Source organism: Telluria sp. ZB2R32 (assembly GCF_059685715.1).
Genome location: NZ_JCASIG010000011.1, coordinates 79798 through 94288, shown reverse-complemented (window position 1 = coordinate 94288; position 14491 = coordinate 79798). Strand labels below are relative to the sequence as shown.

Annotated in this window: 9 protein-coding genes; 3 read left to right on the top strand and 6 right to left on the bottom strand. The window is 65.2% G+C overall.

The features are described from left to right. The first annotated feature begins 1 nt into the window (after window position 1). Window positions 2–2161 carry a S46 family peptidase gene (locus tag AC56LG_RS23935; protein ID WP_497168540.1) on the top strand — a complete coding sequence of 720 codons (2160 nt, stop codon included), beginning with the start codon at window positions 2–4 and terminating at the stop codon, window positions 2159–2161. A gap of 92 nt (window positions 2162–2253) precedes the next feature. Here AC56LG_RS23935 and AC56LG_RS23930 read toward each other — a convergent pair whose 3' ends face one another. Beyond that, on the bottom strand, window positions 2254–2685 hold the full coding sequence (locus tag AC56LG_RS23930; RefSeq protein WP_497168539.1) for a thiol-disulfide oxidoreductase DCC family protein: 432 nt from the start codon (window positions 2683–2685) through the stop codon (window positions 2254–2256). A gap of 90 nt (window positions 2686–2775) precedes the next feature. Next, window positions 2776–4242 carry an APC family permease gene (locus AC56LG_RS23925; protein WP_497168538.1) on the bottom strand — a complete coding sequence of 489 codons (1467 nt, stop codon included), beginning with the start codon at window positions 4240–4242 and terminating at the stop codon, window positions 2776–2778. 167 nt (window positions 4243–4409) lie between these two features. Here AC56LG_RS23925 and AC56LG_RS23920 point away from each other — a divergent pair, with 167 nt between their 5' ends. Then, the gene (locus AC56LG_RS23920; RefSeq protein ID WP_497168537.1) at window positions 4410–4877 is read left to right on the top strand and encodes an RrF2 family transcriptional regulator; all 468 of its coding nucleotides are present in this window, start codon (window positions 4410–4412) and stop codon (window positions 4875–4877) included. Window positions 4878–4987: 110 nt separating this feature from the next. Next, window positions 4988–6181, top strand: a complete 1194-nt coding sequence (locus tag AC56LG_RS23915; protein ID WP_497168536.1) for a globin domain-containing protein — start codon at window positions 4988–4990, stop codon at window positions 6179–6181. Between the two features lie 28 nt (window positions 6182–6209). Here AC56LG_RS23915 and AC56LG_RS23910 read toward each other — a convergent pair whose 3' ends face one another. The 4 genes from AC56LG_RS23910 to AC56LG_RS23895 all read right to left on the bottom strand — a co-directional run bounded on the left by AC56LG_RS23910 (window position 6210) and on the right by AC56LG_RS23895 (window position 14223). Further along, complete coding sequence (locus AC56LG_RS23910; protein ID WP_497168535.1) at window positions 6210–7085, bottom strand: head GIN domain-containing protein; 876 nt, start codon at window positions 7083–7085, stop codon at window positions 6210–6212. Window positions 7086–7214: 129 nt separating this feature from the next. Beyond that, window positions 7215–8327, bottom strand: coding sequence for an NADH:flavin oxidoreductase/NADH oxidase (locus AC56LG_RS23905; protein ID WP_497168534.1), 1113 nt, complete (start codon window positions 8325–8327; stop codon window positions 7215–7217). Between the two features lie 186 nt (window positions 8328–8513). Continuing rightward, window positions 8514–9509, bottom strand: a complete 996-nt coding sequence (locus tag AC56LG_RS23900) for a succinylglutamate desuccinylase (protein ID WP_497168533.1) — start codon at window positions 9507–9509, stop codon at window positions 8514–8516. A gap of 4 nt (window positions 9510–9513) precedes the next feature. Next, on the bottom strand, window positions 9514–14223 hold the full coding sequence (locus AC56LG_RS23895; protein ID WP_497168532.1) for an NAD-glutamate dehydrogenase domain-containing protein: 4710 nt from the start codon (window positions 14221–14223) through the stop codon (window positions 9514–9516). Between the last annotated feature and the right edge of the window lie 268 nt (window positions 14224–14491).

Here is a 14491-nt window from a genome sequence, read left to right as displayed (position 1 = left end):
AATGAAAAAGACTCTCCTCTCGCTGGCCATCCTGACCAGCTTCGCCGCACAAGCGGACGAAGGCATGTGGATGCCGCAGCAGCTGCCACAAGTAGCCCAGCAACTGAAGGCCGCCGGCCTCGAGCTCGACCCGGCAACGCTGACCAAACTGACCGAATTCCCGATGGGCGCGGTCGTGAGCCTGGGCGGCTGCTCGGCCTCGTTCGTCTCGCCGCAGGGCCTGGTCGTCACCAACCACCACTGCGTCTACAACAGCGTCGCCGTCAATTCGACGCCGCAAAAAGACTTGCTGGCCAACGGCTTCCTCGCTAAAACCCTGGCTGAAGAAGTGCCGGCATCGCCTGGCAGCCGCGTGTTCGTGACCGAGGAAGTGGCGAACGTCACCGACCAGATCATCGACGCCAAAGTCGCCAAGCTGACCGGAAAGGCGCGCATCGACGCGATCGAAAAGAACCAGAAGGAAATGGTTGCTGCCTGCGAAAAAACGCCGGGCTACCGCTGCACCGTGGCCAGCTACTACGGCGGCCTCGAGTTCTACCGCCTGAAACAGCTGGAAATCCGCGACGTGCGCCTGGTGCACGCGCCACCGGCCGGCGTCGGCAAATTCGGCGGCGACACCGACAACTGGATGTGGCCGCGCCACACCGGCGATTACGGTTTCTACCGCGCCTACGTCTCGAAAGACGGCAAGGCTGCCGACTACTCGACGGATAACGTGCCGTACGTGCCGAAGCACCACCTGAAGATCGCCACCGAAGGTTCGAAAGAAGGCGATTTCATCATGGTGCTGGGCTACCCAGGCCGCACCAACCGCCACCGCCTGCCGTCGGAAGTGCAGTACACCTTCGACTGGAACTACCCTGCCTTCGTGCAAGCCTCGGGTGAAGTGCTCGCCATCATCGACCGCGAGACCAAGAACGACCCGGCTGCCAAGCTGAAGTACGCGGGCCAGATCGCCGGCGTCAACAACTACTACAAGAACCGCAAGGGCATGCTGACCTCGTACGAGAACAGCGATTTCCTGCAGCGCAAGACCGCCGAACACAATGCGATGAAGGCCTGGGTCAATGCCGACGCCGCCCGCAAGAAGCAATTTGCCGGCGACATCGAGACCGTGGAAAAGCTGATCGCCGAGCGCGACAGCCACACCAAGGAAGGTTTCTACCTGGGTTACGCCCAGCCACGCTTCCTGAGCTCGGCACGCACCCTGTACCGCCTGGCCAACGAGCGCACCAAGCCGGACGCCGCGCGTAAATCGGGCTACCAGGACCGCGACATGGCACGCATGACCTCGGTCATCACCGGCCAGGACCGCACCTACGACGAAAAAGTCGACAAGGCGCTGGTCATGCACTTCCTGACCAAGTACCTGGCCCAGCCGGCCAAGGAGCAGGACGCCGCTTTCAACAAGGCCCTCGGCATTCGCGCCGGCATGAGCCAGGACGAACTGAAAGCCGCGATCGACACCATGTACGCCGGTTCCAAGCTGGCCAACAAGGACGAGCGCACCGCGTGGCTGAAGAAGACCCCGGCCGATTTCAAGGCCAGCGACGACAGCTTCATCAAGGCAGCCGTTGCCATGTATGACGCCGACCTGAAGGACGAAGCCAAAGAGGAAGAACTCGCCGGCAAGATCCAGAAGTCGTACGCCGCCTACATGAAGGCGAAAATCGCCTACATGAACAGCAAGGGCCAGGCCGTCTATCCGGACGCCAACGGCACCCTGCGCGTGACCTTCGGCAAGATCATGGGCCGTGACCACGGCGCCGACGGCACCGGTTCGTGGACCGCGTTCACCACCGTCAAGGGCGTGGTCGCCAAGCACACCGGCGAAGGCGAGTTCAACGCCCCGGCCGCCCAGCTGGCAGCCATCAAGGCCAAGGACTTCGGCAAGTATGTCGACCCTGCGCTGAAGACCGTTCCAGTGAACTACCTGGCAACGCTCGACATCACCGGCGGCAACTCGGGTTCGGCAGCGCTGAACAAGCGCGGCGAACTGATCGGTCTGGCCTTCGACGGCACCCTGGACTCGATCATCTCGGACTGGGACTTCAATGCGGCCAACACCCGCGACATCCAGGTCGACGTGCGCTACATGCTGTGGAACATGAAGCATGTGGACAAGGCGGATAACCTGCTGAAGGAAATGAACGCGCTGTAATGGCGTTCAGTGGGGCGATGCTGTTGGCGTCGCCTTCAAATCAGAAAGCCACGCAGCCGGGAGGCGCGTGGCTTTTTTATATCCGAATAAAGTCAGCCCAGATACCTGCCCTCATGATCCGCGCTCGGCAGCGAGCAAACATCGTATTTTCCAAATAGCGCATAGCGGTTCAATGCGATGCGGTCATACAGCCAGTCCCGCAACTGTTTCGGCATCAGCCTGAAAACGAGCAGGGCTTTCCACGGAAAGCCGAGTTCGTCCATCACGGCGAAAAACGCATTGCTTTTCTCGAGGCAGGCGCCCTGTCTCACCACCAGCATGGTATCGAAACGCTCGGTCGGATAGCCGAAATGCGCCAGGATCGCCTTGCCTTCGGGTGACTGGACACTGGCCAGCCGGAACCTGCGCTGCCGGTCATGCCGGATAATAAAATTACTCCACGCATTGCACAGCTTGCAGACGCCATCGAACAGGATGACGTTTTCCTGCGGCTTCAGGAAAGGGACGGGATTGGCTGCTTCCATAGTTCCTCGGCTGTTCATTCTCTTTGGTCGAATAAGCAGATTGTCGCATGAGGCATAAAAAACGCCGCGTCAGGCGCGGCGTCGGTGTCATCAGATTTTCTTGTTCAGCCTGCTATGGCGCACGCTGTACAGGAAATAGGTGGCGATCGCCGCCGCCATCCAGATGAAGAAGACGCGGAAGGTGGCGAGCGGCAAGTCCTTCATGATGTACAGGCAAGCCGCGATCGACAGGCCCGGCACCACATACGGGCCGAAGGGAACACGGAAGCCATGCTCGGCGTTCGGCCCCTGCTTGGCGCGGATCACGGGCACCGCGACCGAAACCACAATGAACGCCGTCAGCGTGCCCATGCTGACCATGTCCCAGAGAAAAGTAGAATCGACCAGGCCGGCGATCAGGCCCACCACCAGGCAGACAATCAGGGTGTTCGAGACCGGCGCGCCGGTGCGCGGGTTGACCTTCTGGAAGGTTTTCGGAATCAGGCCGTCACGGCTGATCGCATACAGGATGCGGGTCTGGCCATAGATCGTCACCAGGGTCACCGAGAACACGGAAACGACGGCGCCGGCCGACAGCACCAGCGCCGGCCAGGTCTGGCCGGTGACGTTTTGCAGGATCACCGACAGGCCGGCCTGCTGGCCCTCGAACATGTGCGCCGGCTGCGCGCCCATCGCCGCCAGCGCGACCAGCATGTAGAAAGCGGTCACGATGACCAGCGCCGCCAGGATGCCGATCGGCACGTTGCGGCGCGGGTCCTTGACCTCTTCGCCAGCGGTGGCGATGGTATCGAGGCCGATAAAGGAGAAGAACACGGTGCCGGCGGCGGCGGTAACGCCGGCCATGCCCGCGAAACCCTTGCTGTTATCGGTATTAAAAAAAGGCGTGAAGTTGGCCGCATCGAAACCGCTGAAGGCGATCACCGAGAAAAAGGCCAGGATCGCCAGTTTTACGACCACCATCACTGCGTTGGTCGTGGCCGATTCCTTGGTGCCGCGGATCAGCAGGATGCAGCACATGATGATCAACAACACCGGCGGCAAATTGAAATTGCCCGAGTGGACAGTCAGGTTGCTGTGGTCGGAGACGAACATGGGCGAACGCAGGTGGGCGGGAATTTCCCAGCCAAAGGCGTTTTGCAAGAAATTGTTGAGGTAATCGGACCAGCCGATCGCCACTGCGCTGCCGGCCAGCCCATACTCGAGCAGCAGGCAGGCCGCGACCACGAAGGCGGCGAATTCGCCGACGGTGGCGTAGGCGAACGAGTAGGAAGAGCCCGAGGCCGGCACGCGCCCGGCCAGTTCGGCGTAGCACAGCGCGGTCAGGCCGGCGGTGATGGCGGCGATCAGGAAGGACAGGATGACGGCCGGGCCGGCTTTGGGCACCGCTTCGACCATGGTGAAGAAAATGCCGGTGCCGACCGTGGCGCCGACGCCGATCATGGTCAGCGGGAACAGGCCCAGTGTACGGTTCAGGCCGCCACCATGGGCCTGGCTGTCTTCGTGTGCGCGCTCAGCCGGTTTGGTACGAATCAGCTTCTGGCCCAGTGTCAGATTCACGGAAATTATCCTTAGTCGCTAGAGAAATGGCTGAGCTCGAAACGCCGCCAAAGTTCGCGATTATAGGACTGTTCAGGCGTTATTGAGAAAATTGTTTTGGCTAAAGATGCATTTCCAATACCTGTTTCATGCGCTAGAATGGTCGTGTTCTTTCTCAACCACATCTTATGCGCCTGACCCGCTTTTCCGACATCGGTTTGCGCGTGCTGATTTACCTCGAGCGCGCCGGCGAACGGCCGCATCCGGTCACAGCGGCCGAGATCGCTTCCCAGTTCGCCATCCCGCACAACCACATGGTGAAGGTTGTCGGCCACCTGGCGCGCGCCGGCTGGGTCAAGGCCTTGCGCGGGCGCAATGGCGGCCTGCGCCTGGCGGCCGATCCGCATGTGCTGACGGTGGGCCAGGTGCTGCGCGAACTCGAGGGCGACGACGAACTCGTCGACTGCGAAGCGAGCGGCTGCGCACTGAGCCTCGATTGCCAGCTGCGCGGACTGCTCAAAGCGGGCATGCGTGCCTTTTATGCCGAGATGGACCGCCACACGCTGGCCTCCATTACCGGCGGCAGCACCGGCGAGCAGATCGTGCGCATGCACAGGATGTTCTGGAGCGGAACGACCGCCAGCCCGGCGACCTGATGGCCCGGATTGCCCGGATTGCCCGGATTGCCCGCCCCAGGATCGCCGGATCCGGGGCGTTTTTTTGAAACTTAAACTTGCATTGCAAATGCAAGAACTGAGGAGTTACGATGATCTCTGCCGCTTCCCGCCCCTACATCGATGCCAGCGTCCCCGTGCTGCGCGAACATGGTCTCGCGATTACCACCCTGTTCTACAAGAACATGCTGGCCGAGCACCCGGAACTGAGGCGCGTGTTCAACATGGGTAACCAGGCCAGCGGCGCCCAGCAGGGCTCGCTTGCCTCGGCCGTGTTCGCCTACGCCGCCAACATCGGCAATCCGGAAGCGCTGGGACCCGTCGTGAAACGGATCGTCCACAAGCACGTCTCGATCGGCATCCGCGCCGAGCACTACCCGATCGTCGGCAAGCACCTGCTGGCGGCGATCTCGCAAACCCTGGGAGAAGCCGCGACGCAACCGCTGCTCGACGCCTGGGCCGAAGCTTACGGTTCGCTGGCGAATTTGCTGATTGGCGCCGAAGCCGAGATGTACAGCACCGCCGGCATCGAACCGGGAGAAACCCGTCCGATGCGCGTGACCGAGGTAAAGCGCGAGAGCGCCAACGTGCTGTCGATTCGCTTCGTTCCTCCAGATGACCGGCCGCTGCCGCCGTTCAGGGCCGGCCAGTACGTCAGCGTCGCCGTCGACCTGCCGGGCGGACGCCACCAGCTGCGCCAGTACAGCCTGTCCGATGCGGTGGGCCTGGACAGCCTGCGCATTTCGGTGAAACGCGAGGATGCACTGGACAAGGCGCCGGCAGGCGAAGTGTCGAACTGGATCCATGCCAACGTCAGGGAAGGCAGCGTGCTGCAGGTGACGCACCCCTTCGGCGAATTCACGCCGGACACCGAATCGGAGGCGCCGATCGTGCTGCTGGCGGCCGGCGTCGGCATCACGCCGATGGTCTCGGCGCTGAACCGCATCGCCCGCGTCCACCCGCAGCGCCGCGTCATCTTCGCCTACGCCACGCGCGACGCTGCCCATCACCCGCTGAGCGACGACGTCGCCGCCGCCCAGGCGCACATGCCCAACCTGCACGTGGTGACCTTTTATGAACACGTGGGCGACGCCCCCGGCGTGCTGGCCGGCCGCATGGAGGTCAGTCGCCTGCCGCAGTGGGACCTGGCCGCGACCGACGTCTGGCTGTGCGGCCCTTTGAGATTCATGCAGGCGCAGTGGCTGGCGTTGCTGGACGCCGGCGTGCCGGCGGCAAAGCTGCACCGCGAAGTATTCGGGCCTGACCTGCTCGACCACCTGCTGTAATCGCCGGTGGCGCGGGTCGCGCCGACGCTTACAACATCTGCACCCCGCGTCCGCCGACGTCGCGCTGCGCCGGCTGGCCATACACCCGAATCGGCCCCGAGCCGCTGGTGCGCGCATATACCGACTGGCGCACCGTGGCCGAAATGCCGCCCGAGCCGCTGCTGGCCAAATCTCCCTGGTCGGTGCTCACGCCGGTCAGATCCGCGCTGCCGGAACCGCTCACGCGCACGTTCAGGCTGCGCACGGCGCCATTCGCCTGCACGCCGCCCGAGCCGCTGATCTGGGAGCGCAGGTAATCGCCGCGCACCTGGCCGAGCACGACGCCGCCCGAGCCGCTGACGTTGACCTCGGCATTGCGGGCGCGCAGCTCGCCGGCCTCGATCTTGCCCGACCCCGATACCCTCGCGTCGAACTCGGCCACCTCGCCCGCCAGGCGCGCCACGCCCGATCCGCCCAGGCGCACCGACAAGGGCCCGCCCTTCAGGTCGCGCACCGTCACATGGCCCGAGCCGCCCGAATGCAGATGGGTCAATTGCGGCACCGTGTACGTCACCCTCAGAGGCGTGTTGCTGCGCAGGCGCCGTTCGGCTTCGATATAGAGGGTCGATCCGCGCGTTTCGGTCTTCACGTAAGGCAGCAGGTTGCTGTCGCCCTCGACCACCAGCGATGGCGTCGCGCCGACGCGCACGTCGACGATCATCGAGCCACCGACGTTCAGCCCATCCACGGCGGCCAAGGTACGCAGGTCGCGCACCTCGCGCGCGGCGACGCCGTTGCCGTCGATCGCCTGGCTGTTGAACGGTGTATGGACCTGGAAGTCCTTGCCGCCCGTTTCGGTGGGCGTGGCAATGACGATACAGCCACCGAGGGTGGCGGTGCAGGCAAGGGCGAGCAGCGTACGCATGGATAACACCTTTCTTGTCGTGGTCCGGAATGAGGACACTCTAGAAAGGTTTTATCCGGCCGTCGCGCCGGCTGCGACGGACTGCACGTTTAAGGGGTTGAAGCGGGTTGAAGCGCGAAAAACCGGAGCTCAGCGCTGGCCCAGCTTCGTCTCGCCGAACAGCGCCTTGTACTGGTGCGGCTGCGAGCGCCAGTATTGCGGCGGGGCCGCCACCTGGGCGCCCAGCTCCGCCGCCGCATGCCATGGCCAGCGCGGGTTGTAGAGCATCGCGCGCGCCAGCGCCACCATGTCGGCCTGGCCCGACTGCAGGATGTGCTCGGCCTGCTGCGGCTCGGTGATCAGGCCGACGCCGATGGTCGGCATGCTGGTTTCGCGCTTGATGCGTTCAGCAAAGGCGATCTGGTAGCCGGCGCCGACCGGGATCTTCTGCAGCGGCGACACGCCGCCGCTGGACACGTGGATGAAATGACAGCCGCGCGCTTCCAGTTCGCGTGCAAGGACGGCGCTCTGCTCGATGTCCCAGCCGCCCTCGACCCAGTCGGTGGCCGAGATGCGCATGCCGACGCACATGTCGGGTACCGCCGCGCGCACGGCCTCGAATACGTCGAGTGGAAAGCGCATGCGGTTTTCCAGCGAGCCGCCATAGTCGTCCGTACGTTGGTTCGACAAGGGAGACAGGAATTCGTGCAGCAGGTAGCCGTGGGCGCCGTGCAGTTCGATGGCGTCCAGGCCCAGCGCCTGGCTGCGCAGCGCGGCATCGACAAAGCCTTGCTTGATGCGTTGCAGACCAGCGGCGTCGAGCGCCAGCGGCACCGTCTCTCCATCGGCATGCGCCAGTGCGGATGGCGCCACGGTCTGCCAGCCGCCTGGCGCGTCCACCGGGATGTTGGCGCCACCTTCCCAGGGCGCTGCGCTCGACGCCTTGCGCCCGGCGTGGGCCAGCTGGATTCCGACCTTGATCGGAGCGTGGCGGCGGATCGCGGCGATGACCGGTGCCAGCGCATCGCGGTGGGCATCCGACCACAGGCCGAGGTCGGCGGGCGTGATGCGTCCTTCCTCGGTCACGGCGGTGGCTTCGATGATCATCAATGCGGCGCCGGACAGGGCCAGGTGGCCGAGGTGGATCATGTGCCAGTCGGTAGGCAGGCCCTCCTCGGCCGAGTACTGGCACATGGGGGCGATGGCGATGCGGTTAGCCAGCTGGAGGGGACCCAGCGCGTAAGGGGAAAAAAGCTTGCTCATGCGGACTCCGGAATGATCGATCCGGACAGTCTAGCGAACATGGCAGGAATCTGCCGACACCTTTCCGCGCGGGCATGCCCGCCCTACATTAAGCAGAGCGCACACCGTAGGGCGGGCATGCCCGCCGTCAGCGAACACACGCGCAGACGCAAAAATAAAAAGCCGCGGAGTCCGCGGCTTCACACTTCAATTCACACGCACCACCATCAACCCGGCGCGCAAGCCGACCCGCACATCCGGATTCGGGAACACCACCATCTCTTCCTCATGGAAGACCGAGTACACGGTCTCGCCATCGGTGGCGATGACGTCGCCGCGCTTGAGCGAGGCGAAATTCGGCGTCTCGCGGCTGAAACCCATCCTGAAATCGTCGGACAGCTTGACGATCTCCTGCGCCACCTTGAACACGTGCGGCGCGCTGCGCGTTTCAACCTGTTCGCCGCGCAGCAAGGCAGCCAGCGCCGCCGAGGCGTCGGCAAACTGGGCCATGTTGTTGCCGCCCAGCGTACCGACCCGGCCCAATTCGACCGTACTGCCAGCCGCCGCGTGGTGCTCGGCCGAATAATAACTATACGTGCCGGCCGACTTCGGGTTCATGACGATCGCCCCGATCGCCGCCTGCCCCAGCCAGTCGATCAGCGCCTCTTTACCGTGGTCGGCGATCAGGTCGGGCACGATCGCGAACATCGGGTAATGCGAGGCGCGGATCGCCGTGTGCAGGTCGAGGTGCCAGCGCACCGGCCCGGTGCCTTCGAAAAAGGCATCGGTGGCGGCGATCAGCTCGTCGGCGCGCGCCGCTTCCGCGGTGTCGGCCAACGCGCCGCGGTCCGGCTTGAACATGCGGTTCAGGTCGGCGTCGATAAACCGCTTGCCGGCGGCGATGGCCTCGATGTTGCCGACGCAGAGCATCAGGTCGACCATCAGCGCCTGCGGCGTGCGCGACAGGGCTTCGATCACGTGCGCGACCATTTCGATCGGCCCGGTCTCGTCGCCATGCACGCCGACCGACAGCAGCAGCGCCGGCCGGGTGACGGGCTGCACGCCCTTCACCGTCAGGATGCCCCTGGCAGGCAGTCCGACGAAGAAGCCGGCATCGCGAAAGCGCTGCGCGACCGTGCCGAAATCGGCTTCGGCCAGCGCGCGCACTGCGTCGGCCACGACGGGTTGAAGGGGTGCGCTCATCGCGTCAGGCCGCCAGGCGTTCCGGGTTCGAACCTTCCGACAGCGACCAGACGTCCAGCATTGCCTGTTCGAGGTCGGTCGGCTGCGCGTAACCGGTGAGGCCCATGTCGCGCGTGACGGCATCGACCGCCGCCAGCGCGTCGCCGTTGCCGGCGCGGTCGATCACCTGCAGCAGCAGGCGCTGCTGGGTGCGGCGCAGGGCTTGCATCGCGTAGTTGCGCAGCTGTTCCTGCGACTTGGTCTGCGCCGGCAATTTCAGGCCGCGCTCGAGCGTGTCGATGCCGGCCTTTTCGCGCAGCGCCATGCCGACCTGCAGGAACTGGGCCAGCGACATGCCGGCTGGACGCTGCACCGAGACTGCGGCAAACAGGAAGGTAGCCAGCGATTCGATCGTCTCGACCGCCTTCCAGGCCTGCACGAAGCCCGCGTTCAGGCCGGCGTGGCCATCGGCTTCCGACTTGGCCGGCATCAGCTGGCGCAGCTGGTCGCCGTTGGCAAACAGCGCGGTCAATTCGGCCATGCCGTCCTGGCCCTGCGGCAGCGACAGTACGCCTTCGATCACGGCGCGCAGCAGCGCACGGGTGCGCCCATCGACCGCGATCGAGACTTCGCGCGGCACCTTCAGGGCATCGGCGTCGAGCGCGTCGAACACCGGCGCCAGGTTCAGCGCCGACCAGGCGCGGCCCCAGGCTTTCACCACTTCCGCTTCGTCGATGCGGTGTTCGGCGGCCAGGTCGCGGATCATCAGCGGACCGCAACGGTTGACCGCCTCGTTGGCCAGCACGGTGGCCAGGATGGCGTTGGCCAGCGGGTGGTCGAGCGGATCGCGGGTGGCGACCAGCTGCGCCGGGAAGTACGGGCGCAGCACGGTGTCGGCCCATGGTTCGTCGGTCAACGGCAGCGCGGCCAGGATGCGCTTGAAGCGGTTCTTGACGTTGGCCACAACGACCGCCAGTTCCGGCGCGGTCAAACCGACGCCCATGGCTTTCCTGCGCTGCAGTTCGGCGTCCAGCGGCAGCTGTTCGAGCTCGCGCGAGACGGCACCCTCAAGCTCCAGGCTGGTGATCAGCGCGGCGTAGCTGTCGACCACGGAACCGTTCTGCTGCGCCTGCACTTCGCGCGTCAGCAGGCGGGTCTGCTGCGTGTTGTCGCGCAGGACCAGGGTTTCGACGTCGCCGGTCATGTCGTTGAGCACGCGGTTACGGTCGGCTTCAGGCAGCTTGCCGGCGTTGACTTCGGTGTCGAGCCAGATCTTGATGTTGACTTCGTGGTCCGAGCAATCCACGCCGGCCGAGTTGTCGATCGCATCGGTGAAGATGCGCCCGCCGGCGAGCGCGAATTCGATACGGCCGGCCTGGGTCGCGCCCAGGTTACCGCCCTCTGCCACCACCTTGCAGCGCAGTTCGTTGCCGCTGACGCGGATGCGGTCGTTGGCGCGGTCTTTTACCTGCGCATGGGTCTCGGTCGACGCCTTGATGTAGGTACCGATGCCGCCGTTGTAGAACAGGTCGACCGGCGCCAGCAGGATGCGGTGCATCAGCTCTTCCGGCGCCAGCGAGGTTTCTTCGATATCCAGGGCGGCACGCACTTCAGGCGACAGGTCGATCGAACGGGCCGAACGCGGGAACACGCCGCCGCCCTGCGAGATCAGGCTCTTGTCGTAGTCTTCCCACGACGAACGCGGCAGCCCGAACATGCGCTGGCGCTCGGCGAACGACACCGCGACATCCGGGGCCGGATCCAGGAAGATGTGGCGGTGGTCGAACGCGGCCAGCACTTTCAATTGGCGCGACAGCAGCACGCCATTGCCGAACACGTCGCCCGACATGTCGCCCACGCCGACCATGGTGATCGGGGTCGTGCTCATGTCGTGGCCGATTTCGTAGAAGTGGCGTTTCACCGCTTCGAAGGCGCCCTTGGCGGTGATGCCCATCTTCTTGTGGTCGTAGCCGTTCGAGCCGCCCGATGCGAAGGCGTCGCCCAGCCAGAAGCCGCGCTGCACGGCGATGCCGTTGGCGATGTCCGAGAATGTCGCGGTGCCCTTGTCGGCGGCCACCACCAGGTATGGATCGTCCTGGTCGTAGCGCACGGTGTTCTCGGGCGCGACGATGGTGCCGCGCACGCGGTTGTCGGTCACTTCCAGCAGGCTGGAGATGAACAGGCGGTAGACCGATTCGCCCTCGGCCGCGACGGTTTCGCGCACGGCATCTTTCGGCATCTGCTTGCAAACGAAACCGCCCTTCGAGCCGGCCGGCACGATAACGGCATTTTTCACCATCTGTGCCTTCACCAGGCCCAGCACTTCGGTGCGGTAGTCTTCCATGCGGTCCGACCAGCGCAGGCCACCGCGCGCGACCGGACCGCCGCGCAGGTGCACGCCTTCGAAGCGGCGCGAGAACACGTAGATTTCGCGGTACGGACGCGGTTCCGGCGCCAGCGACAGGTTGCTGGTGTCGAACTTGAAGATGATTTTTTCACCCGCGTTCTGGAAGTAGTTGGTGCGCACGGTGGCCAGCGCCAGCTCGACCAGTGCCGCCATGATTTCCTCGGTGTCGGCGTGGTTAATACTCGACAGACCGGCTTTCAGGGATGCCAGCTTGGCGCTGCCGTCTTCGCGCTCGGACTGCGACAGCGCAGGGTCGAAGCGCTTGACGAAGCCGGCGACGAATTCCTTCACCAGGGCCGGCTGCGCGCGCAGCGTCTCGGCCATGTAGCGTACCGAGAACTTCGAGCCGAGCTGGCGCCAGTAGCTGATGTAGCCGCGCACCAGTTGCACTTCGCGCACCGACAGGCCGCCTTCGATGGTCAGCCCGTTCAGGCGGCCGTCTTCGGCTTCGTCGTTGAACAGCGCGGTGAACAGCTCTTCGGCCACCGGCGCGATGCCGGCTTTGACCAGCTTGTCGCCGCTCTCGTCGTCCACGGCCAGCGCGGTGACGTGGTGGCGCACGCCGTCGGCGGTCGTGATCGCCCAGGTCTGCTCGCGGTCGACCGCGATGCCGGCATTTTGAAGGGCCGGCAGGATACGCGACAGCGACGGCACGTTTTCGCCGGAGTACAGGCGGATCGAGGCGTCGCGTGCGGCATTGCCGGCGCCGCTGCCAGGTTCGATGCGCACGGCGACGCGGTCCTGGTGGCCCAGGCCGAGCATGGCCTGCAGGTCGCGGAAGGCGACGTCCGGCGCGGTGGCCGTGACGAACGACACCGGCAGGTTACTGCCCATCTTGCGCAGGCTGCTGCGCTGCGCATGTTGTTCGACGCCGTTGGTCATGGCGGCGAAGCGGTCATGCCAGCCGTCCAGCACCGCCAGCAGCGGCTGCTGGATGTCGGTTTCCAGGTCGAGCGGGTTGCGCGCGGCGTGGGCGATCAGGTAGACGCGCGCCAGCGGGCCGTCGGCGACCAGGGTCTGCACGCGCACGTCGTGCGCGCCCGAGCTGTCTTTCAGGGCTTGCGCCAGCGAGGCGGCGACGGCGGCGCTGTAGCGCTCGCGCGGCAGGTAGACCAGCGCGTTCAGGTGGCGGCCATACACGTCGCGGCGCGCGAACACTTTCGGGCGTGGCTGCTTGTACAGCGAGACGACCGAGCTGCACACTTGCGCCAGCCATTCCGGATCGGCTTCCAGCGCTTCGGTGCGCGGCAGCGACTCCAGGATTTCGAGGAATTTCTCGGCACGGAAACCTTCCTGGCGCACGCCGGCCAGGCTCAGGACCTTCGCCACGCGGCCGCGCGCGAACGGCAGGCGCGCCAGCGGGGTCGCCGTGGCGGCGCGGGTGAACAGGCCGACGAAGCAGTGCTCGCCGAGGATGTTGCCTTGCGCATCGGTGTTGCGCACGCCAATGAAGTCGAGCGGCTGGTCGCGGTGCAGGGTGCCTTCGACGTCGGCTTTCACGATCGACAGGGTCTCGGCACGGCTTGATAAGGTCGCCAGTTCGCCCGGGATGTTGGCCAGGCAGGTGCCGTAGACCGGGTGCGCGGTGTCCTTCAGCACGCCGATGCGGCTCGGGATGTCGCGCACCAGCTGGCTCTGGCCCGGCTGGACTTCGTAATAGGCGTAGCCGAAGGGTTCGAAACCTTCGTTCTTGGCCCACTCGAGGAAGGCGGCGACTTCCTGGCCGGCCGGGGTGCCGTGGGCGGCAGCGGCGGCGGCAACGGCCGTCATGCGGTCGCCCATCGCCAGCGCATCGCGGTGCACGGTGGCGGCGTCGTTGGCGACCATGCGGATGCGCGCGGTCAGGCGGTCGAGTTCGTCGAATTCGAGTTCGTCGTTCAGCAGCACCAGCACGTAGGATTCGAGCGGGGCGCCGGCGGCGCCAACTTGGGTGACGACGCCGTTGGCGTCACGCTCGACCGGCAGCACCGCGTTCATCACGCCCGCAGCCAGCATGCGCTCCTTGCGCAGCGCCATGACGAAGGAGTCGACCAGGTAGGGCATGTCTTCGTTCAGGATCAGCAGCGCCGTGGCCATGCCGCCCTTGCCGTCGGTGTAGCGCAGTTGCGCGATCTGGCAGCCCTGCCCGGCGCGCCTGGCGGCCTGCATGAAGCCGTCCCACAGCACGGGGGCCAGCGCCTGCGGCGCGGTGCCGGCCAGGTCTTCCTCGTCGAGCGAACCGAGCCAGGCGCCGATCAGGGCGCGCACGTTGTCGGTGGCGCCGGCGGCCGGCTGGTTCATGACCAGGTCCAGGGTCTGGGTACGCAAATCTTGCGGCATGTCTTTCATCGTTGCTTCTCCAAAGCGAATGTTTATCGCCCGTTGGCGCCGCGGCTTGTGGCCTTGCGCGCAACCGGCGTTTTTATTGGACGGGGTTGTCCCGTCCAGGTCCTTGGCTTCCTTGTCGTGGAAGCGTGTAAGTCGTCATGTATCGGGGCGGCGCGTCGTGCGCCAGTCCCGGGCTTTGCTGCTGTGCTACTGGTGTAACGCGCGGAGTCGGGACTCCACCCTACAAACTGCGCGATATGTAGGGTGGAGTCCTGACTCCACGCGTTAC